The sequence below is a fragment of the Rhizobium phaseoli genome (assembly GCF_010668805.1).
Lineage (GTDB): Bacteria > Pseudomonadota > Alphaproteobacteria > Rhizobiales > Rhizobiaceae > Rhizobium > Rhizobium phaseoli_A.
Genome location: NZ_WUFT01000026.1, coordinates 21961 through 43512 on the forward strand (window position 1 = coordinate 21961; position 21552 = coordinate 43512).

General features: G+C 57.7%; 19 protein-coding genes and 1 pseudogene. 10 read left to right on the forward strand and 10 right to left on the reverse strand.

What is annotated here, in order from left to right:
* Nucleotides 1-7 precede the first annotated feature (7 nt).
* Complete coding sequence (locus GR197_RS28280) at nt 8-496, reverse strand: invasion associated locus B family protein (protein ID WP_164015636.1); 489 nt, start codon at nt 494-496, stop codon at nt 8-10.
* A gap of 520 nt (nt 497-1016) precedes the next feature.
* Here GR197_RS28280 and GR197_RS28285 point away from each other — a divergent pair.
* Nucleotides 1017-1244: a hypothetical protein gene (locus GR197_RS28285; RefSeq protein ID WP_164015639.1), complete on the forward strand. Its 228-nt coding sequence runs from the start codon at nt 1017-1019 to the stop codon at nt 1242-1244.
* 622 nt (nt 1245-1866) lie between these two features.
* On the opposite strand, the gene GR197_RS28290 is transcribed toward GR197_RS28285, so the two are convergent.
* Both GR197_RS28290 and GR197_RS28295 read right to left on the reverse strand, forming a co-directional pair.
* Entirely contained in the window at nt 1867-2784 is a 918-nt protein-coding gene (locus GR197_RS28290) for an NADP-dependent oxidoreductase (protein ID WP_164015640.1), read from the reverse strand.
* A 160-nt stretch (nt 2785-2944) separates the two neighbouring features.
* Nucleotides 2945-3064: pseudogene (locus tag GR197_RS28295) on the reverse strand (DUF3788 family protein); the annotation flags it as partial.
* Between GR197_RS28295 and GR197_RS28300 the strand changes: the two are divergent.
* Complete coding sequence (locus GR197_RS28300; RefSeq protein ID WP_246724710.1) at nt 3049-3333, forward strand: HAD family hydrolase; 285 nt, start codon at nt 3049-3051, stop codon at nt 3331-3333. The pseudogene GR197_RS28295 and the gene GR197_RS28300 overlap by 16 nt on opposite strands.
* Nucleotides 3334-3657: 324 nt before the next feature.
* Nucleotides 3658-3909, forward strand: a complete 252-nt coding sequence (locus GR197_RS28305; protein ID WP_164015644.1) for a hypothetical protein — start codon at nt 3658-3660, stop codon at nt 3907-3909.
* A 55-nt stretch (nt 3910-3964) separates the two neighbouring features.
* On the opposite strand, the gene GR197_RS28310 is transcribed toward GR197_RS28305, so the two are convergent.
* Nucleotides 3965-4393 carry a hypothetical protein gene (locus GR197_RS28310; RefSeq protein ID WP_348643305.1) on the reverse strand — a complete coding sequence of 143 codons (429 nt, stop codon included), beginning with the start codon at nt 4391-4393 and terminating at the stop codon, nt 3965-3967.
* A gap of 53 nt (nt 4394-4446) precedes the next feature.
* Here GR197_RS28310 and GR197_RS28315 point away from each other — a divergent pair, with 53 nt between their 5' ends.
* Both GR197_RS28315 and GR197_RS28320 read left to right on the forward strand, forming a co-directional pair.
* Nucleotides 4447-5049: a hypothetical protein gene (locus GR197_RS28315; RefSeq protein WP_164015649.1), complete on the forward strand. Its 603-nt coding sequence runs from the start codon at nt 4447-4449 to the stop codon at nt 5047-5049.
* 58 nt (nt 5050-5107) lie between these two features.
* Nucleotides 5108-5401, forward strand: coding sequence for a hypothetical protein (locus GR197_RS28320; RefSeq protein WP_164015652.1), 294 nt, complete (start codon nt 5108-5110; stop codon nt 5399-5401).
* A 30-nt stretch (nt 5402-5431) separates the two neighbouring features.
* On the opposite strand, the gene GR197_RS28325 is transcribed toward GR197_RS28320, so the two are convergent.
* A complete protein-coding gene (locus GR197_RS28325) occupies nt 5432-5668 on the reverse strand; it encodes a hypothetical protein (protein ID WP_164015655.1) in 237 nt (78 codons plus the stop codon).
* Between the two features lie 105 nt (nt 5669-5773).
* Between GR197_RS28325 and GR197_RS28330 the strand changes: the two genes are divergently transcribed.
* The 3 genes from GR197_RS28330 (at nt 5774) to GR197_RS28340 (ending at nt 9052) form a co-directional block, all read left to right on the forward strand.
* A complete protein-coding gene (locus tag GR197_RS28330) occupies nt 5774-7312 on the forward strand; it encodes an IS3 family transposase (RefSeq protein WP_164015658.1) in 1539 nt (512 codons plus the stop codon).
* A 266-nt stretch (nt 7313-7578) separates the two neighbouring features.
* A complete protein-coding gene (locus GR197_RS28335; RefSeq protein WP_204330437.1) occupies nt 7579-8220 on the forward strand; it encodes a hypothetical protein in 642 nt (213 codons plus the stop codon).
* A gap of 175 nt (nt 8221-8395) precedes the next feature.
* On the forward strand, nt 8396-9052 hold the full coding sequence (locus GR197_RS28340) for a hypothetical protein (protein WP_204330438.1): 657 nt from the start codon (nt 8396-8398) through the stop codon (nt 9050-9052).
* Between the two features lie 136 nt (nt 9053-9188).
* Here GR197_RS28340 and GR197_RS28345 read toward each other — a convergent pair whose 3' ends face one another.
* On the reverse strand, nt 9189-12986 hold the full coding sequence (locus GR197_RS28345; protein WP_164015660.1) for a hypothetical protein: 3798 nt from the start codon (nt 12984-12986) through the stop codon (nt 9189-9191).
* 248 nt (nt 12987-13234) lie between these two features.
* Nucleotides 13235-14380: an RHE_PE00001 family protein gene (locus GR197_RS28350; RefSeq protein ID WP_164015663.1), complete on the reverse strand. Its 1146-nt coding sequence runs from the start codon at nt 14378-14380 to the stop codon at nt 13235-13237.
* A gap of 14 nt (nt 14381-14394) precedes the next feature.
* On the opposite strand from GR197_RS28350, the gene GR197_RS28355 reads away from it, so the two are divergent.
* Together GR197_RS28355 and GR197_RS28360 are read left to right on the forward strand one after the other, a co-directional pair.
* On the forward strand, nt 14395-16068 hold the full coding sequence (locus GR197_RS28355; protein WP_164015665.1) for an IS66 family transposase: 1674 nt from the start codon (nt 14395-14397) through the stop codon (nt 16066-16068).
* Between the two features lie 326 nt (nt 16069-16394).
* Nucleotides 16395-17543, forward strand: coding sequence for a tyrosine-type recombinase/integrase (locus GR197_RS28360; protein WP_164015668.1), 1149 nt, complete (start codon nt 16395-16397; stop codon nt 17541-17543).
* Nucleotides 17544-17926: 383 nt separating this feature from the next.
* On the opposite strand, the gene GR197_RS32810 is transcribed toward GR197_RS28360, so the two are convergent.
* The 3 genes from GR197_RS32810 to repC form a co-directional block, all read right to left on the reverse strand.
* Nucleotides 17927-19000: an RES family NAD+ phosphorylase gene (locus GR197_RS32810; RefSeq protein WP_130738468.1), complete on the reverse strand. Its 1074-nt coding sequence runs from the start codon at nt 18998-19000 to the stop codon at nt 17927-17929.
* Nucleotides 18997-19782: a hypothetical protein gene (locus GR197_RS28370; RefSeq protein WP_130738469.1), complete on the reverse strand. Its 786-nt coding sequence runs from the start codon at nt 19780-19782 to the stop codon at nt 18997-18999. Before GR197_RS28370 ends, GR197_RS32810 begins: the two co-directional genes overlap by 4 nt.
* 481 nt (nt 19783-20263) lie before the next feature.
* Nucleotides 20264-21478 carry a plasmid replication protein RepC gene (repC, locus tag GR197_RS28375; RefSeq protein ID WP_130738470.1) on the reverse strand — a complete coding sequence of 405 codons (1215 nt, stop codon included), beginning with the start codon at nt 21476-21478 and terminating at the stop codon, nt 20264-20266.
* Nucleotides 21479-21552: the final 74 nt, after the last annotated feature.

Sequence of the window (21552 nt, forward strand, 5' to 3'; positions counted from 1 at the left end):
ACGCCCCTCACTTGCAGTGGGCAACGCGCTCTAGCGCCGCTGTCACCCCTCTCAGTGAATAGGTATAGGTCGTACGAGTGCCTCGCGCCGACGTCGCATTCAGCGTCATTTGGCTGCCGGACCGAAGTGCATTGACGAGTTCCGGTTCGAGAGCGGCGTCGGAAACCCAGGCGGCGTTGTCCTTGACGAACATCTTGAAGGTCTTGTCCCCGACTGAAACCTGCACTGTCGAGCCAGTTTTCAATGCGTATCCGAGGATGGCTTCGGGTTCATTACCGCCCCCCTTCTCCGCCGGCGCAATCAGGAAATAGTTCTTTCCATGGTCCACATTGACGGGAGCAGATTCCTTCGGCACCGAAAGCGCATAGCAGACCCGAGATCGGTTCCTCGTAAAGGAATACACGCCCCAGTCGCCGCTTTGAGACACCATCCTAGCCGCAGCATGGGCGGCCAATGGCATCGATGCGGCGACAGCAAGGCTGGCAAGCTTCTTCATTTTTTCCTCTTCCTGAAGTGTCGAAATTAACGCTCGGGGCCGGACCTAGCGGGGGTTGGTTGCGCGTTTCCCGCGCAAGAACCGGACCTCTTCGAAGGTGATGCACCCGTTCACGACGTGGCCCTCCCAGACTCGGTTTCCAAGCTGGCAGGTGACCATGAGGCCTTCGCTCTCACCGACGGCGGCGGTTGAGGAAACCGTGACGAGATTCTGGGTGCGATATCGCTGAAACTCTCTGGTCGTGAGGCCCAGACGGTCGGCAAGCACTTCGTCTGAAAGTAGGGATTTGGGGTTCGGGACGTCGGACATGTTGAAGGTCGAGCTCGGGCCGCATCAATATCATGCCGTGATATACTTCTTTCCGGACTGGCGGTTCAACCCCTTGGCGCACGGAAATGGTCATCTGCCCGATTTTGATGGAGAGCCGAACTTATCCCGCGTCCTATCTGCCGGAAGAATGCGAATGATGTTCAATTTTTCAGATTTCTGCTAAAACGTCTCTCCTGAAGGAGTAGGTGTCATGTTCGCAGCGACTTTAGTACCGGACGCATTCTATTGGGCCAGACCCCTCAAGCGGAGTGATGGTCGCCTCACCGTCGTCCAGATATCGACAGTCTTCGGCGTAGATCAGGACTATTGGACTCTGGCGGTGCTGGGGAGCGATCAGCACCAGATGATCGGCGACTATGAAATTGTCGCGCTCGCAGAGCCTCCTGAAGACCAATCTATACGTCTTGCGGCCGAATAGCGGAATAGCGGTGGGTTTTATTGCCCGCACTATCTATCGCGACGCTTGTCACGTGCCCAATCCGCAGGTCGCAGATCGTCTCGCGGGTGCGCGATGCGGCGAACGTACTCGGCGATGACAGGGTCGTCGGTCAAATGCCTCTGAAACTGCACCTCGTCCATTCGGCCGGCGCGATAGGCATTTACTATCTCTTCTTGGGCTGCGGTTAAGGTTGCCTGACCCTCAGGCTCTGGCGGGACGACGCCGAGCTGGGTAGGCACAGCCCCCGTAGCGCCTTCTTTTTTCTCACAATCGTCCATCGTAACCTCCTCCAAGGCGCGATCGCTCACGGCATCGTCAAGCTAGTGCTCTTGATGGAGCGCCCATGTCGCGATGGTGCACGAATGGATAACATGGCCATTGGCCGTTAGTTCCAGCGTCGCTCGCAGTAGACTTTCCTCGAAAAGACATTGAATTCCGAAATTTCGTGGACGCTGGCGATAGTCCCCACTCGCAGCGCTTAGGGTCGCCAACACTGCCCGACCGGCCGGAATGAAGGTGCATACTAAGGCGATAGGTATGCGAACCTTGCGTGCAATGCGCACTCCCTGGAGGAACCTCTTCCAAGGAGTGCGCGTGGCGCTCACGGGAGAACACGGATGACCGTCTTTCCTGCGCGCCGCTCCGTCGAATTGAAGCTAGCGACCGCATCGTCCAGGCTGGAAACCTTGCCGACGTTCGTCCGCAGTCTTCCGTCCCGGACCCGCTGAACGATCTCGGATAGCTGGGCACGATCAGCCTCGACGACGAAGTCGACCGTCAGGCCATCCACAGGTCGAATATCCGTCGGTCGGACGGCTGTCACAAGCGTTCCCCCGGCCCGGATCAGCGCTGCGGACCGTCTCTGAACATCGCCGCCGATGACGTCGAACACCAGATCGACGCCACCGACGTCTTCCAAGGTGTCGTTTCCAAGATCGACGAATTCATTCGCACCGAAGTCCAGAGCCTTCTGGCGGTCAGCGGCGCGTCCGGTGCCGATGACATAGGCGCCGGCTTCCCGCGCAAGCTGCGTCACGATCGAGCCGACGGCGCCAGCCGCTCCGTGTGCGAGCACGGTCTGCCCGGCTTGAAGACGGCCATGCTGAAATAGTCCTTGCCACGCGGTTAGGCCAGATATCGGCAGACTTGCGCCCTCCGTGAAGTCGACGTCGCCCGGCAGAGGCGCGAGGTTGCGGGATTCCACCGCGACGTACTCAGCGAGTGTGCCGTCGCGATACCAGCCACTCAGGCCGAACACCCGCTGACCGATAGACAGACCCGTGGTGCCGTAGCCGAGCGCGGTGACCACACCGGCCAACTCATGACCGAGGATCGATGGCGTCCGATCACGAAAGGTCCGATCGGTCCAGGTCGAAGGCCAGTCCAGTTCGGTGTTGACGAAGCCCGCTGCATGCACCTCAACGACGACGTCGTTTATCGCGGCCTGCGGCTCGGGCCGCTCCACCAGCTTCATTCCGGCTGCTCCCGCAGCCTGGTCGGCTATAACGATCGCTTTCATGGGAATTGTCTCCTCAGATATTTGTTGGTTTGGGGCAGTGCAGGCGCGGAAAGGTCTTCTCGATATCTCGCGCGACTCGTTATCGGTTCGACGCCTTCCGCGAAGACCTTGTTTCGCGTTTGCTGTGTGATGCCGCGCGGCAGCCCGGCTTGCTTCGGCTTCAACTGCGCGGCGGCGGCGGGCGCTTCATCGTCAGAAGGTCCGTCACCTCTTGCAGATCGTCTGCCGATGAGATGGCAAGCGTCAGCCATTTTCCGTCGATGTATGTTTTGGCTTCATCACGGGGATTACGCGGCAAGTAAACCCTCGCCTGACCCGTTCCTGACCGCAGCGAAGAGGCTTAGCGTAGAGCCCGCCCTATGCCTGGCGTTAGAGGATTCCTTCAATGGGGTTCGTTCTGCCTCAGCCGCCGGGATGATGACGTTCATGGTCCCCGATCTTCTTAGCCCAACGCCGGAAATCCATTCCCTATGCACTGGCGTTGTCAGCGACCTCCATGCGGTCTGCAAGCTCATCCTAACCGCCTCGGCTGCTGGCACCATTGAATGACGACACTACCAGGACAGGGATGCGCCATGATTGGTCATTCCGTCTGGCAGCAACGGCATCTTGCACCCCTATGATTTAGATCCATTGCGGTGGCGAGTGTAAAACTCATGAAATACGGCATGAATAGCGTAGCGAGATGACCCGCAACCTCTCTGTATTTTTGACCCGCCCTCGTTCTGATCCCTTAGCCGCGCACCGTATGGCGACAGATGAGGAGTTGGGTTAGGGTCAAGGCGGCAAACCTTAGATCGGGTTATGAGTAGCGAGAAACTGCCGTAGCAGTCAGCGCGTCGAGCCTTTGTAGTGCGGAGGAGCATAACTTCAGTGACACCAGAAGAAAGAACGATTTTGAAGGCTCTTGCTCATATGTGTCTGCAATACATGGACGAAGGCCCGGAGGGGCTACTTCACAAGTCAATGAGCGCCGGCGAAAAGGCGGTCGACGTGTTGGCATACTACGGCTTGGTCAAGCCTGATCTAGGAGGCGGGTTCTGGACCGACGAAGGCTTGCGTCTTCTCGACGATGAATGGACATCGGATCGTGCGAATTTCCTGCAGCGCATGTCAAAGTCCTGAAAGCGGGGCGCTCAAGCATCTGATGATGGGGTGCTCGGCGCGATACCGAGAGCCGCTATTCAAACACTTTTTCAACGGGCTGTCTTTTGATCCCGGCGGCGGCCACTAGCCAGAATAGTCCACCGGCGGCAATGCCAAATACGGCTATTTCTGCGAGCAATTCAGTGGTTTCCAGCAATCCCCACCACGTCATCATTCCGTTTTCGTAGGTGATGTGATCATTCGTGTAGGCCTTATCCGGGCCGAAAAATACAGTTAGGCATAACCACGGGAAGGTAGCAACGGAGGTCCCGGCCATCGCACAATTTGCAAGGGACGCCCTTACTCGTCCCCTGAAATAGAGTATCAATGGAATTCCGAGGACAACAGTTGGCGGGTACGCACCGAAGAATGCGACGACTGCAGTCGTTTGGACAACCCGCTCCATCATATCCGGCAGGCCCTGATAGGCTGGGCTGTAAACCGCATATGCGAACGATGCCACCAAAGGCGCTACAATTAGTGCAACAGCAATTCTCCACCAGGGTGGAGATGCGAATGTTGTTACCGGCATGTGCACCTTTACCTAAACAGCATACGCCACGGATTGCACGCGAAGGTGCGTATGACAACGGTCCGCCCCAGACCATTCGATCAGGGGGCCGCGGGAAACGCCAGAGCTTTCGACAGCGCCATGTCCTGCTGGACATTCATAGCGTCTACAATGCCGCGTTTGCTTTGGCAGAGTTCAAGTCGCCAGAGTTCATCGAAGCAGTTGAGAAGATCGAAAGCGTCGCACACGACCTAATTTTGAAACTCCCGTCCGAAATTCCGGTCATATTGAAGACGGTGCTTGCCGGAACCAGCGATTGGGGAGACGCCGAATGGAAACGGATTGTGCGCCTCGGTGATGAGCGGGGGCCGTTGTTGGTCGTACACATCCACTGCGATCTTGAAGAGAACATCTGCCGCATCGAGACAGCCGGGCGGGTTGCGAAAAGGAAGCCACGCGATGCTGAAATGGCAAGGAGAAACCACGCGCAGGGCAAAGTCCTTGCAGGCATCGACGAGGCCAACCTGCTGCGGCTTGATGTTACGGATTTGTCCGCGAGGGAGGCGGCGACCAAAATTGCAGAATGGGCCCAAAAATCTCGGCAATAGTCGCTCCCCAGGGTATGCGTTCTGATGGAAAAAGAGACTAGAATAGATCGGAGTCGCCGTGTTCACATTGATCGTTGACTACGCCGTCGCACCCGACGGCGGCTCGCTTGCCCTGTCTGTTGAACGACTTGACGGAAAAACGGAGTGCTTCGTCATCAACCGCTCCTTCGCTTCTCGTGGGACGCCCGACTATAACGTAGTCAGATCGAACATCCGTTCCCTCTCCGCAGAAGAATGCGAAGAAATCGCGACGAATATGGAAGGGCTTGTTACCGACGCGGCTTCAATCGATCTGGTCACTGAGTTCATCAACACCCTAAAAGTACAGTCTTCGAAGGTTCGCCACACCTGAACTGGGCGGCGACCATCTCTTTATATCTCTTCAACTCGGCGGGTTGCTGTTTGCAGAACCCACTATCCGCCGTATTTTTCCCTTGAGAGAATCAGTTTGCATTCCAAACACGGCTCGCCCTGTTAGTTTCCCCGAAACCTCATCAGCCAACAAAGCAAATGAAACATAAAATAGAATAACCGCAGGAGAAAATAGCATCAAAACACAGAAGGTTGCCAGTCCCCCCCCTATCGCAAGCTCGGAAGATAATGTTGCTGCAATAGCCATGAATGGAATCCAAGCCAACACCGATGTTGATTGCCACTAAGAACTGACCCGGCGTGGCCTGATAGGGGGTGCGGACGAAAACTTGGACCACCAAGGAGGTAGTTCATGTATTCCTACGCAGACAGACTTCAAGCCGTTGAGCTCTATATCCGGCTGGGAAAGCGGCTCAATGCAACCATTCGGCAGTTGGGCTATCCCACAAAGAATGCCCTGAGGGGCTGGTACCGCGAGTACGTCGAGAATCTCGACTTACGTTTTCAGGCGGTAGCTCGCGCGCCAAAATATTCCGAGGCTCAGAGGCAGGCGGCGCTTGAGCACTTTCGCACCCATGATCGTTGCATCTCCGCGACGATGAGGGCGCTCGGCTATCCCGGTCGAGGAACTCTAACCGCATGGGTTCGTGAGGCGTTTCCCGAGATGCGAACATCGATGGTCGGTCGATCCTGGCATCCGGGCTACTCCGAGGAAGTCCGGCAAGCGGGGGTCATTGGACTATTAAGTGGAGATGAAACCGCCCAACAGGTAGCTGACCGACTGGGCGTCTCAAGGCCGACATTGTACAGCTGGAAGGACCAGCTTCTCGATCATGAGGCCCCATCATCCATGAAACGCCGCAAAGCCAGCCCCAAGATGCCTGAACGTGAAGAGCTCGAGCGACAGCTTGAAGCACTCCAGCGTGATGTCCGCCAGTTGCAACTTGAACACGATCTCCTGAAGAAGGCCAACGAACTCATAAAAAAAGACCTGGGCGTCGATCTGCAGATCCTGAGTAATCGGGAGAAGACACAGCTGATTGACGCCCTAAAGGAAGTTTATCGCTTGCCTGAGCTGCTCGCCCAGCTTCGAATTGCCCGAAGCTCCTATTTCTATCATCGCGCCCGCATGTGTCTGGCAGACAAGTATGCCGCCGTGCGCCTCAGCTTGGCGGAAATCTTTGAAGCGAACCGTCGTTGCTACGGTTATCGGCGACTTCAGGCGTCGCTGGCCAGACAAAGCGTTTTAGTCTCGGAAAAGGTTGTCGAGCGATTGATGAAGCAGGAGCAGTTGGTCGTTCCCAGACCACGTCGACGGCGGTTCGGATCCTATCTGGGAGAGATCAGTCCAGCGCCCGAGAACATAATCAATCGCGACTTCCATGCAAAAGCGCCGAACCTAAAGTGGCTCACAGACATCACCGAGTTCCAGATCCCCGCCGGCAAGGTGTACCTTTCCCCCATCATCGACTGCTTTGACGGCATGGTCATCAGTTGGTCAATCGGAACCCAACCAGATGCGGGTCTCGTCAATACCATGCTGGATGCAGCCATCGGGACCGTAACCGACGGAGATGAACGGCCAGTCATCCATTCCGATCGCGGAGCCCATTATCGTTGGCCTGGCTGGCTCAACAGGATCAGCAATGCGCAGCTGGTCCGCTCTATGTCCCGAAAGGGATGTTCGCAGGACAATGCCGCGTGCGAAGGCTTCTTCGGCCGCCTGAAAACAGAGCTCTTCTATCCACGAGACTGGAAGGCCATCACGATCGAGCAGTTCGTCGCCGAGGTGGACGCCTACATCCGCTGGTATAATGAAAGGCGCATCAAAATATCGCTGGGATCACTCAGCCCGGTCGAGTATCGAAAAAGTCTCGGCCTGATCTTATGAAACAGTCCAAGTTTTCGTCCGCACCCCCGCCGGGTCAGTTCTCAGTGGCAATCAACACTACTGTATTGCAACCATAATTTCCACACCTTTGCGCTAAATCGCGCAGTTCAGGTAATCAGGCCCTGCCAAATCGTGTCTCTACCACTACGCCGAAGGCGATTTCGTGGGATTCAAGACAGCATTCTGGCGCGCGTATTCCCTCGTTGCGGCGCGCATCCGGTTCAGTCATTGTCAGTTCAGCAACGAGCTGAAGAGGATCTGGTCAAATGGCCAACGGACGGCAATCAACGGTAAAGCGCCTTAAGATGGCCGAGCGGGCACAGCAGCAGATGCAGCTGCATTTTCCTGGCGTGCCGGCAGCTTTCTTCTGGCACCGCAAGACGAATGATGGCTATACCACCCTGCCGCGCACCCTCCCGATCGCCATGCAGGCGATCGACGACCAGTCTAAGGGACACCCGGCCGGCCACACCCTATTCAGCTTGTGGGCGCGCGCGCCCGACTACCCGTTCCTGACAATCGAGAACCCAACGACCTTTGCGGCAGAAGCTGGCTTTACAGGTACAAGGGTTGTCGATACCTGGCGAAAGCGGATGAAGGCCTTGCGAGCCCTGTGGTTTATTCAGACCAAGGCGGGTCCGTCGGGAGAATTTCATTACGTCTTTCTCGTCAACCCCAACGTCGCGGTCGAGTGGATGAAGATGAACGGGCAGATCCAGGATGGTCTTTACGCCCGCTTCATCGATCGGGTAATGGAGGTCGGTGCTTTCGGCGAGATCGAAGGATTTCGCGAGCATATGGACCTAGTGAGACAGCAGCAGGCCGCGGCGGAAGCAGCGAAAACCGCAGCGGCGGGGCAAGTCGCCTCCGAAGCACCCGTTGCAGCTGCCAGCGAGCAGACCGTCTGATGGCGGCGGACCAAAACGAGAAATGCCCGCCAGAGGCGGACATTTCCCTTAGATCGTATGACGATGAGGGTGGTGTTAACCCGCGACCTCACGCGCCTTTCAGACACCCTTTTACTACAAGCACGGCACGACTGTCAACGAAATCGTCGCCTGCTGACCATATGGAATAGAGACAATGCCATTCACGCCCGAAGAGATCCATAGGTTGCCGACCGTCCTGTCGGCTCCTCGCTTTGCGACCTATCTCGCCGAGAAGGCTAGTGACAAGGAAGCGGCGTTAGAGCTGTATCGCTGGAACATGGAAGTATCGGCAGCATTTTTTGTTCCTCTTCAGATATGCGAAGTCAGCGTCCGAAATTCAATCGTCAGCGCCATTGAAAACACGTACGGCGCCAACTGGCCGTGGGAGAAGGGCTTCGAGATTTCGCTCAGAAACCCACAGCGCGGCTATAGTCCGCGGCGCGACCTCACCGATCTTGCACGCCGGCTGCCGACGGCCGGCAAGATCGTCGCCGAACTGAAGTTCGTCTTCTGGGAACGCATGTTCACTTTGAGCCATGACAAGACGATCTGGAATTCTCAGCTGATGGCGGTCTTTCCCAATGCCGACCCGGCCAAAACCGTCCAGCAGCTGCGCGGCGAGGGTTTTGACAAGCTTCAAAGGATCCGCGACCTGCGCAACCGCATCGCCCATCACGAACCTATCTTCCGCCGCAATGTGCAGCAGGAGTATGATCGCATCCGCTCGATCGTCGCCTGGACCGACGTCACCACCGCCGATTGGCTCGACAAGGTCGAGACCGTCACTTCAATGATCGCGACCAAGCCCTGATCCCGCCTGTTTTTGCACTAATCGCACACCACATCTATTGATGACTACCACTCCACCCGGGCCTTTCGCGTATGCCAAGCTCCTAACCGGTCTCCCGCGCCGCCCGAATAGCCTTGTCTGTCAGCGCTCTCGGCCGTCAAGGGTGCATCCATCCTATTGGCTCCGGCCATTCCTTTTCGCCAAGCAGGTGCTTTTTCAGCTTGCTACCCAAGGCCAAATTGTTAAGGCGCAGCTTTTCTAGCAGTTCGTTGAATTCGACATTCTCTTCATTCGGATCTGTTAGAAGTCTTTGAATGCGACCGTAAGTGCCGTGCAGACGGGGAAGTTGTCTATTAAATTGCTCAAGGAGCTCGAGCGCTGCTGAGAGCCTGTCCTCCCTTTCAGAAACCTCCCTCGAGGTCATGATCGCTTTGATATCCGGTTCGAGGATGTGCAGCGCAATTATCTTATCGCCTTCGTCAAGCAACCAGAGCTCTAGGTCTCCCAAGTCTTCTAGGATCACTGTCGTGTAAATTAGCGCGCGGCTGAGCCATTCGGTCCGCGTGTCGCGATCAGGGGCTTGGTCCAGAACAGCGGACCATGCTTGAGGCATAAAATCCCCGACGCGTCCAACCTTGTGTTTGATCAACAGACCGAGAAACAGTTCGGCGTGCTGGGGTCCACAGTCCTCGATGATTTGGCGCACGATGTTGGCCTTGCCCGTCCCCGATATCGCATTCCATGCCAATTCGAACAACGGATGATCCGGCCGGCGCACGATGAGATCGACCACCGGTTGCCATACGGCTGCATTTCTGTGAGCCCTGTTCCACAGCCGCGACGGCTGGCCTGTGAAGGCTTGGATACATGCCGTCAAAAGCTCGACTGGAATATCCGCCAAGAGGGTTTCGGGGGGATCATCGAGTGTTAGGCATGCCGGCAACAGCAAATGCTCCAAATCCTTCGGCACTACGGACGACGTAAGAACAGATGCTTTTAGCCACACGGCATCCGAACGGGATGATTCGAGGATGTCTTTCAGGAGTTCACGCTCCGTATCACTTAACGTCTCCCAGTGCTCCGCGATATCGCTCACTACAACATAAGACGCGCTGCTTCCCGGCAATGAGAGGGCGCGTGCGAGCCGTCCCTCTCGGAGCTCAGGTTTCCCATTTGTGATATCGAGAAGCAGGTCGACAAAACCAAGTGAAAAATCGTCGGGGACCAGTCCCTCCCCTGTAAGTCTCTCGAGCCAGTGCAGCCAACTCTCGCAAATGGACGTCAGAAGTTCGGGTGCAATCTTTCCTCGCGCTTCCATAACGACGTTGAATAGGCGTGCCTCCGTGAAATCGGTCGTTGCCGGTAGCGCATCGAGGGCACTCGGCATTACTGCGGCGAAGAGATCCCATGCGCCGGCCGGCCCCGTATATTCAATGCGGTCAAACCTCACGAGGTTCGGCATCATGGCCGCCGCCGCGGCCGGAGACGACGCTTGCGCGGAGATAATGCCAATTAGGCGCGCTCTCCTGTCTTGAGAAAGAGTCGGCCAGCCCTTTACCGCCCCATCAAGCATGGCGGACGCGACGGCTGGGTGGTCGTCGGCGTTGAGTTGACGGAGGATGTCGTCATCTGCTGAACGATCCACTGAAAACCAAATTTCAGCGGCGGTTGCGCGAATAAAGCCTTCCCCATAGTTGAGGAGGCGAGACATGGCCTGGTGACCAAGCGCAAAAGGTTCGCCTTTATAATAGCTTAGGGCGCGGCAGGCACCTTGTGGTCGGAGATAGGACTCTTCTGGTGCTTCGAGGAGATTCAACTCAGTCAAAACGTCTTCTCGCTCAGGCGGAAACAGAAGGGCTTCAAGCCGTTCTGCGCCGCTGAAGGTCCGGCCGAGCGGAAGGCAAGCTTCATCCTCTCGCCACGCCATCGTTGCCACGTCCCGTCGTTGGATTGCGATTACCCAATCAGGCAGGCGTGCCTGAAAATCCCGGGGTAATTCGCCGATGTAGCGCATAAGAAATGCATAGCAAAGGTCGCGCGTCGCCGGAAAATAGCTCTCTAATCCGCGTTCCGCGAGCTCCGGAATTGCGTTTGGTCTTCCGGAACGCACAAATCGGTCGTGGATCCAATCGAGATTCCGGGCGGCGGCCTTCGAGGTCGCCCCGCTCCTGCAAAACAGCGCCCGCGTGAGTACCATAAGTGCGTCTTCTACCTGCTTTTTGGTCGACACCCCCGCTGACGCTTCGCCCGCTGCACGGTAATAGGCATGTGCGAAATTGACACTCTCTGAAGACCCGTAACTGATCAGGCGGCGCGTTTCGAACGCGTCCAAACCGACGAGTGCCGTTTGGTCGAGCTTTGGTTTTTCGTCATAATCTGGATCGGGTGACGGTTCGGGAGGATCACCGCCGATCTGAGTAACGGTGAAGTTTGAGGTTGGCATACCCGGAAGCCCCTCCCCTCCCTTCCCCAGCAGGAACGCAAGTTCCATTTCTGAGATCGGCTCCATGGCAGTGGTCCCGATTGCGAGGCTTCGCGCAAGCGCCTGCAGACCCTCCGCTTTCCATACATCGGCCAGCGCTGAAGCGCGCTCGTGCGCAATCCGCTCAATTTGTCCTACCTTGTAAGGCACGCGGGCCTTTGCGTAGTGTCGCGCCAGGTGACGGATACTGCCGGCATCCAAAACCAATTTTCCGGACGAGAGTGCATCGTTCACAAACTGGGCGAGTTCGGGAGGCATGGCGACTAGTGCAGCTTCCTGACACCAGATTCTGGCGGAAAAGGCTGCCCTGAAGTCGCTGAGGTCGTGCCATGGGTGGCCGTCAATATCCAAGTTTGACGCATCACGCGCGCCAGTCGTCACCAAGAGCTGCTCCTGCGATTGAGATACAATCAACCGTCGGTCGTGGCGCAGGTGACCAATCAGATCCTCCAGCTGCTGGTACATCTTCACGTGTTCCGGCTCGGTATGAGTCCCGCCCAAAGGGTCATCCAGAACGGCGAGCCGCTGGGAGCTACTGGGTTCGCTCAAAAAACGTTCCGCTTCTTTAACGTCAGACAGGACGCGAACGCTGTAACCGAGCTTTTGAAATTTTGCGGCGACGTATCGCGCAGCATCTGATTTCCCAGTTCTTGGTCGGCCTGTCAGCAGTAGGACCTTGCTTTGGGAAAGCGTATCTTCCCAGTGTGCTTCATCGCCCCGCTCGATGTAACCCTGGGGCGAGAGCGAGCCCGCCGAAGATGCGTCCAGAATTCGCGCAATGTCAGGCAAGACATTCGCTGCCAAGCCTTTAGCTGTCTTGATCACGTCTCGTAGGCGACTGATGGTGTCGCTCGTGCGGTCTTTCGGAACGTCGTGAATGCGCACGAGAATATCGTCGCACACCGAGGTTAATCCAATTTCGTCAAGCCGCTCGATCAGCGCAAGGCGTTGTAGCGCGATATTCAACAAGTCCGGTGTCAGGCCTGCCGCAATAGTAGCTCTATGCTGATCTCGCGCCTTCGTCAGTTTGCTTGGGTTCTTTTCGCGTGATGGTTTAGCAAAAGCTGTCAGCAGTGCTTGGGCGTTCGCTATGCCAAAGGAATGATCGCGCTGGGATTCTTTCCACCCGAAGGGTTGCACCAGCGCTGAGGTCGCGTCGTCGCACCGGCTCGACAACACGAGTACGACAAAACGGGAGCTGTCCGCCAGCAGCCTTTCGAGAAGCGTATTTCCGGCGACCCTTTTGCCAGGATGACCGAGGTAATCGGCGAGGTCTTTGATGCCGAAACGACCTTCAGCACCCTTCACCTGGATTTCCACGACGGCGCCGTTCTCTCGAAGCTCGCAGTCTTCGCCACCATCAGGTTCGATTAGCAGTTCCGCCCCGGTTCGGTGAACCGATCGAAGACCAAAAGCAATGCAGACCAAATCTTGAAAGTCATATTTTTTTGGTCCCGTTACGTTGATCGTCAATTTATCCTCCCAAAGCGTAGCTAGCAGGCCGCGACTTACAATTGAGTAGCACGTTTCAGCATGCCTACCTTTTATATCGACCGCCCGTCATCTGCCCAAGCTCGACGTATAGCTTCGGTGGTTCGGCAATCCGTTCATCGGCGTTGGTGTCCTGCCAGAGACAGCGCATCAGAAAATACTGACACCGCTTTTGTCTTCACGACCCCGCCACCACCTGCCGACTCCATCTAGAGAAAGACAGTGGGTGCCTACAGAATTCCCCATGCCCGAAACCTCCCCCTCCCCGTCATCTCGCGAAGGCCAAGTTCCTGAACGATCCGCCGCGCGCCTTGCGGCGTCACCTCAAGCGTCTTAGCCACCATACCGGCGGAAATCAGCGGCCGCGCCATGACGAGCTCAACCAGCTCCGGCAGCCTGGACGACGTTCGCCGCCCTTCGAGCTTTCGCTGCATCATCTGCCGCGCGAGTGCCAGCCGGTCATGCTCCTTCAGCCCCGTTTCGGCGGCGATGCTCAGGGCGCGAGCAATGGCCAGCAACCGCGTCTCGCGATCGCGATGCCGGCGCCGATCGACGGGAATGGCCTTAAGCCCGAGATTGATCGCAGCGAGATGGCCACCGGTGGTGACGCCGGCCTGGCGCAGGATGGAGGCGGCAAATAGCCGGCCGAGCCAGGGCGCATGCTGCAGGACGGCCAACTCGTTCCAGGCATCCAGCGCGACGATCGCCTGCAGGACCGCCGGCAGATCGTTGGCTTGCCGCAGAACGGCGCGCCATTCGTTGAGCCGCGCGTCCTCGTCCCAGTCGAGATCGTAGACCAACGCATCGCGTTCGGGGACTCCGCAGCCGCCGGGCCGCTTCGCTTCTACGATCGCCGCCTCGGATCGGGCCAGTAGCGCGTCGATGGCGGCATAGTCGACGCCGGGTAAATTCTCGGCGTCACCAACATCGTCCCCCTCCTCTTCCGAACCGATAGCGACCGCTGGCCGAACGACGCTGGCCGGCTCCACCGCCTCAGCGCCGACCGGATTGATGTCCGACGTCTGTCGCAAAGTTCGGATACCCTCCGCTGATAACGCCCAGCAGGGCGGGTGGGCGGCGATGCGCCGGCGGGTGCGCAACACATCACGGGCGATTGTCAGCTCATGGGTGGGTGTGCGAATATCCCGCGTAGCGTCATGAAGGACGAGGTCCTCGAGGTGGACGAGTTCGCCATCGATCCACAGTGAGGCGCAGGCGTCGGTGAATTGGGATCGTTCGATCCATCCCTGGCAGACCGGTGAACGGGCGATGCGCTCGTCCAGACGCGTCAGCGCGACACCGGCGTCGAAAGCCGGCCGGATCAGTAACTGGAGCAGATCTGGTGGCACGGGGGATTCCGATTTTTTGTGAATCATGATTCACTTCCTTTATGACGAAGCGCCGCCTCCCCATGGCCGAGCATGCCGATACGCTGTCGCTGAAGGCGTTGCGCGAGCTCGTGACTGGTCTGGTGGCGCGGGCCGATCGGGCAGAGATCCGGATTGAGGCGCTCGAGGCTGACAACCGAAAGCTTCGAGAAGAAAACGATCAGCTGAGGATCGAGAACACCCGGCTGAAGGTCGACAACCAGCTTCTGCGTGATGAGATTGCGCGGCTTAAAAACCTGCCGCCACGCCCACCGTTCAGACCCTCGGGTATGGACCAGGCAACGAGCGACAAGACGGTTGCCGGCAGCCGAAAGCCTGCGCGGCGTCGCGGGCCGAAGGGCGACACCAGGAGCGCCACGCGCGAAGAGGTGCTGCCTGCCAGAGCCCCACCTGGATCGCGGTTTAAAGGCTACAAGGATTGCATGGTCCGTGATCTGGTCGTGCGGGCCGAAGTGGTGCGGTATCGCCGCGAATGCTGGGTGACACCGGAAGGACGCACGATCATTGCGCCGCTGCCAGCAGGGATAAAGGGTGGCTACGGCGCCAGTCTGCGTCGCTTCTGCCTGATGCTTCATAGCCATGGGCAGGTCACAACGCAGCGATTGACGACCTTGCTGAACGATGTCGGTGTCGAGATTTCCAAACGCCAGGTCATCCGGTTTTTGACAGAGCGGCTGGACGGCTTCCATGCCGAGGATGCCGCCGTGCTGCATGCCGGCCTGGTGTCGGCTCCCTTTGTCACGGTCGACGACACAGGCGCCCGTCATGCCAACCGCAATTTCCATACGACACAGATCGGTGGCGAACATTTCACCGCCTTCCGCACGACGCCGTCGAAGTCGCGGCTGAACTTTCTGGCCCTGCTGCGCGGCAACTATCAGGACTATGTTCTCAACGATGCCGCCTTCACCTTTCTGGAAACCCGTCAGGTGGACCCCGCCCTTCTGGCGCATTTGAAGACATGCGAACCGCGGCGGTTTGCCAATCAGGTTCCGTTTCTCGAGTATCTGGCCGCCAATGGTATCAACATCTTCGACAAGGACATAATCCGCCCGTTTGCCGAGGCCGGCATCTGGGGCGCCATCCGCCATCACGGTCTGGTCGGCAATGCGGTGATCGTATCCGACGATGCCGGACAATTCCGCGTCGGCACCCATGCGCTGTGCTGGGTCCACGCCGAGCGGTTGCTGCACAAGCTGATGCCGGCGACGCCCGGCCAAGTGAAACACGTCGAAACCCTGCGCGAGCTTGTCTGGCACTTTTACAAGGCTCTGAAAGCCTATCGGCAAAGACCTGATCCCCGTGCAGCCCGGGGCCTTCAGGCCCGGTTCGATCGGATATTTTCGCTGCGCACCGGTTATGGCGACCTCGACAAACTGCTGTTTCGACTGGGTCGCCGCAAGGCCGAACTGCTGCGGGTTCTGGAGCGGCCTGAAACCCCGCTCCATACCAATGCCTCGGAAAGAGATCTGCGCGGACTTGTCATCAAGCGAAAGATTTCCGGCGGCACGGTCAGTCGCAACGGTCGGCAGGCGCGTGACAGCATGCTCGGCCTGATGAAGACCTGCCAAAAGCTCGGCCTGTCGTTCTGGCACTATCTCGGCGATCGGCTGGGGATCGGTGACGAAGATTATCTTGTGGCACCCCTCGCCTCGATGGTTGCAGCACGCGCCTGAACGCTCTCGGCCCTTCGGGCACCCTGCTTCTGGGTCAGACATGCTGATTGTGTCGGCATGGCCACCAAATCAGCCCCGCTTACCCGGATCAAAGCTGTCATGCTGATTTTCGCGAGATCGTAAGCCATTGTAATCATGGTAAATGATTTGTTAAACGAACGCTATCTGAATATTATGGTTCGCCACATGGTATGATTGTTGGTTGATGGTCTAACCATCGATAAGTACTGGTTATCGATGGTAGATTGATTTGGCGGCGCAAATCAGCAAGGATCGCAGCAAAGCAGGGCCGAGACGGCCGCTGAAACCCGCCATTTGGAGCGCCCGTGCCCAAACCCAAGACATCACTGACCGCCGTCGAGCGACGCGCCGAAGAGCTCGACACGATCGCCGCGGTGCTGCCGATCGAGCGCCGCGACGAATTGGCTGAGCTGCTCACCGACCAGGATGTCGAAACGCTACGACATCTCGTCAATCAAGGCATGGGCGACAACACGCTACGAGCGCTGACCTCGGATCTCACCTATCTCGAAGCCTGGGGACTGGCGGCGACAGGAAACCCCCTGCCCTGGCCGGCGCCCGAGGCGCTGCTGCTGAAGTTCGTCGCGCATCACCTCTGGGATCCGGAAAAGCATGCCACCGATCCCGGTCACGGGATGCCGGCCGAGGTCGACGAAAACCTCAGGAGCCAAGGGTTTCTCAAATCCGTCGGCCCGCACGCGCCATCAACGGTGCGCCGGCGGCTGGCGAACTGGTCGACATTGACCAAGTGGCGCGGCCTCGATGGTGCCTTCGCCTCCCCTGCCCTCAAGTCGGCCATCCGCCTTGCGGTCCGTGCCGTCCCCCGGACGCGGGGTCGCAAGAGTGCCAAGGCGGTGACTGGTGACGTGCTGGCAAAACTGCTGGCGACCTGCGCGACCGACAGTCTACGCGATCTCCGGGACAGGGCAATCCTGATGGTCGCCTTTGCCTCCGGTGGCCGCCGGCGCAGCGAGATCGCCGGGCTGCGACGCGAGCAACTGACCGTCGAGCCGCCGATCGAGATACCGGATGGCCCTTCCCTCCCATCCCTCGCCATCCATCTCGGCCGCACCAAAACCACCTCCGGCGAAGAGGACGATGTCGTCTATCTGACCGGCCGGCCGGTGGAGGCGCTGAATGCCTGGATGACGGCCGCCAGGATCGAGAGCGGCAGCGTCTTTCGGGCGATCGGGCGATGGGGAAATGTGTCGCGGCGGGCGATCGATCCGCAGTCGGTCAATGCGATCATCAAGCAGCGGGTGGAACAGGCTGGATTGGAGCGTGGGGAGTTCTCCGCGCACGGTCTGCGCTCCGGCTATCTCACGGAGGCAGCCAATAGAGGAATCCCCCTTCCCGAGGCGATGGAACAGTCGCGCCACCGATCCGTGCAGCAGGCATCGAGTTACTATAACAGCGCGACACGCCGCAGCGGTCGAGCGGCCAGATTGCTTTGATCACGCATAGAGATCATCGAGGACATCGTGGCCCGCATCAAGCCCCAGTATCGAACCCACCCGCGCCCTCGGGGATCCGGAGCATTATATTTTTGCATGCACCGACACCGCTCCCCCAAAGTTCAGGAGTTACGGAAATGGGCGGTTGCGTCTCGCATTTTAACGCGTGCAATGTGCGCCCGGATTTTAGACTATCAGGGCGGGAAAATGCTTCGCTCGCGCATGATCGAACTGATGATGGACGGACTGATGTCGTTTGCGCCGTTCAAGGACTGCAGCGCGCGCGATACCATTCAGCAGAGAGACTGGGGACTGTCTGCCAGGATCGAGTCCACCGATGAGAGGCTGAAATCCGGCTATCAGGAGGAGCCGTCCGCGGATCATCAGTGCTGGATCGAAAAACCCAAGCGACCATTCGAATCCACGCTGGCAGTCAGTCGTCCACGAAGGCGTCCAGCCTTCACTGTCGTCGGATCGAAGAGGCAGAGCGACTCAGACGACCCGTGAAACGGCGATGCATAGAGAATTCCACGTTTGCCGGCGAGCCTCAACTTTTCGCCTAGGTTTTGCGACTCGAGCCAGTCCGTTCTGTCGATTGGGCGATGACGCAGATCCACGAATTCACCCGCGATATCCCATTCGCTTATGAGGTACGTCCTGCTTGTGCTCATCCGCTCATCTAGGAACCCGGCGAACTGAGCAAGAAAGAACCCAATCTCAGCGGCAGCCCCTTCAATCGTGGTTGATGCATAGAATGCTCCCAATCTTGGCGGAGCGAACTGGCTGCCCGTGGGAGCCGTATTCCGAAACGGTGCAGCCAGAAGGTGTTGTAGCGTCCTTCGCTCCTCAGGCGGCGCCTCAAAAATGAGATCGCGCTCCCCACCATCGGCGTCGCTCCCAATGCGACCCGCAAGTTCTTCAAGCTCGGCAGGTCCGTCCCTATCCAAAAGCGCTCCATCCGGCATCCATGGCGTCAGCCTCGTCACCGTTCTGGAGAGGACTATGGTTCTGACATCCAGTAGTCCGGAATCACGTGCCCTCGCCCTCTCTTTCCTGAGCGCGATGTTGAGCTGAGCCTTGGCCTCAAGTTCCGGGTCCTCGAGGAATCTCGCAACACTCTTCTGGACGAAAGGGAAACTGGCCAGCCTTATCCACTCATTGCGAAGACGGTCAGCGACGTCATTGGCGGTGCCGAAGATGATATCCGGCCCGAGAGTGAGAAAAGCGAGATATGGCTTTCCTGCAAAGCGCACCCTGTGGCCTGGGATTTCGCGAAACGGAGGCGGAACGGTTGGAAGCTCCGGGTTAAGCAACCCCAAAAGATTCAGATCCCGATCGATGTCCTGAATGAACTCTTCGTTCGATCCCTCGAGCACGAATAGTGGCGTTGCAAAGCAGGGCGCCGACTCCCGGATCGGCAACAGGCCAGATAACCTGAAGTTTCCATCGACATTCACAGAAGTCCCTTCCTTTCCAGATAGTCCTTCACTCGCGCCATAACCTCGCGGATGTCGTGAATAGGGCTATCGTGGTAGATATCATACTCAACGATGTCGGCGCCCCAGTCCTCGGTGAGCAGGCTGTAAAGCGCTTCGTCTTCGCAATAATCTCCAGGCATGCAAACAGCCATCACCGACGTTGCATCCAACACAACCGTCTCCGAACTTTGGATCTCGATTGCCGACTTACGGTCGTCGACTTTGGAGAGACCCTGTGCCCGAAACATTCCCAGCAACGATGAGATTGTGAGATTCGTTGGTGGTGCCGCAACGGTATTGGCTGCCCGGCCTCGATAGTAATTCTTGTTCGACTGGAAGAAGAGCGACACGGAGCGTGAGGCGTGCTCGAGGCTTGGGGCAATTTCAAAATTGGCGAGGTTGGCATTTCCCGGAATATACTGGGCATACAGCCCTTCAAAAAAGGCCCCCGTATCGAAGGGGTAGATTCTCTTGATCGGGATTTCCAGATCCGGCCGGAATATAAGCGCGACGGGCCGAAATGCGGCAAGACTGGTGTTCTCTTCTTGCCGGTACGGCCGATATGAGGGTCGCCCGTAGAAGAGGTAAACAAGTTCCTCATTGAAAACGCGACATTGGCGTTTGGCGAGCGCCCCTTGCGATATCATGTCGAAGAAATATTCGCTCTTCGTGCAATGCATCAGCGGCAACGCCGGCGAGCAGGGGACTTCGTCGGTCAAAACGCTCATCAGCGAAAGGTAAGCGTTCCGGTTGTTGGTCATCGGTCGGGGATAACTTCTCGGTCGGGCAGATGTGTAAAGTCTCACCAACGGCGCATCAACGCAACCTTTTGTGGATCGTGCTGGTCGAAACTCGGCCCAATCTCGCCAGAATGGCGGTTTCGTCCTGCCGTCGCCTGACCTGGATAGCGACAATGTAATCGGTGTCGCCCGCGGCTGACGTTTAACAGATCAATAGCTGCCTTGCTGCCAGTGGTGTGCAGTGATCACATGGTGAGACACTATCCGCGCGCCATTTGACGAAGCCCCTGAAACTTCCTGGTGTTCACAAGCCCCGCCTCGCATGCGGCAATGCCATCCAGTACCTTCTGAAGTTGGAACACGGAACCTGGTGGCTACCGACGACAGCAGCCGTTTGCTCTCAACAGCGCCACCATCGGGATTCAATTCGGCAATCCGGCTCCGCCCACGAAACCCTGACAGCTGTCAGGGTTTTTACCTAGTGGCAAATTCCCATCATAGTTCATCCTGCCTTGCGCCCCTTCTCGCCAGCCACACTCAGGAGCGCCATCAGCATCGGTCCGAGTGAAAATTCTCCCCGTTCCGCCTTGCGTGTAAGATCTCGGAGATACCCCCCCGGCGAGTTGATGTGCCCTGCCCGCTCGAGGATACAAGCAATCACCGTCGCCGCATTTTCCGGCCCCATAACGTCGCAAGCCTCTTGGTAGGCCGACGGGCTGACGCCAAGCATCGATCGGGCGACCACTGCTGCAATCATCATTTCGCGCCAATTCCCGACCGAACCACCCGGCCCATACATCGCGATCTCAGGGCAAGCTCGAATTACCATGCCAAGCGGAAAATTCCGGACTGGCTCCCGCTGCGTTCGATCAGCATCCACCCCCTTTTCGCCCGGCTCATTTCTGGAGCTAGGTTCAAGTTCATTGATGGATTCGGGTTTTGAATTCTGTATGTGACGCTCACTGTGATCATCATTGATGCTGATATTTTCGTCTTTTTGTTGCATTTCCAGGGTGTTGACGATCTCCTGATGCAAAATCTGTATTTCGTCCAGAATTGAATTCACGTCACTGAGGGTCGGAGAGCGCGGAATCCTGGCTACGAGGCCAATGTACATCGCTTCGATGCTTTCCCAGTTGCCCGATGCACCTTCCTCGATCGCGGCAGAGATGAGCTTTCGAACGTCGCGCCGGCATATCGTCAAATTTTCCTTCGCCCGGCGAAGGGCAAAACGATCGGCAACGACGTGTTGCGCCATCATGGCAAGCTCATCCACTCGCATGAGCAGCGGTGACAGATCGAAGCCAAATGCGCTATCGATTGCACCCGCCTTATCCTTCCGGGCGTACCGCTTTCCATTCGCGCTGTCCTTCCGCACAATTAGTCCCGCCTCAACGAGAAGGGCTAGATGTCTGCGAAGCGTGGCGCCGGCTATACCGTGAGCTCGAAGCGCCAACTGCGCGTTGGACGGGAATACAATGAGCTGCGCATCTTGACGCAATTCCTTGTCCGGATAAAAGCTCAGCAGTGCGTCGAGGACCGCTAGGCTGCGATCGTGCAATCCAAGCAACTCCCTGGCTTCGGAAGCATCCCGAAAGACCTTCCATTTATCCGCTGTCTTGCCTGGCTTGATCTCACTCGTTTCGATTTGCCGCCTCACCAAGGCAAGCGTCATCGGCCGCCGCCCAAAGGGCGTCGTCACGCTTCCAATCTGCATCTTCTTCACCTTCAAAAAGGCAAAAGAAACCTGCTCACCAAATTACGGTGCCAAAGACTCTTGACTGGGATTCG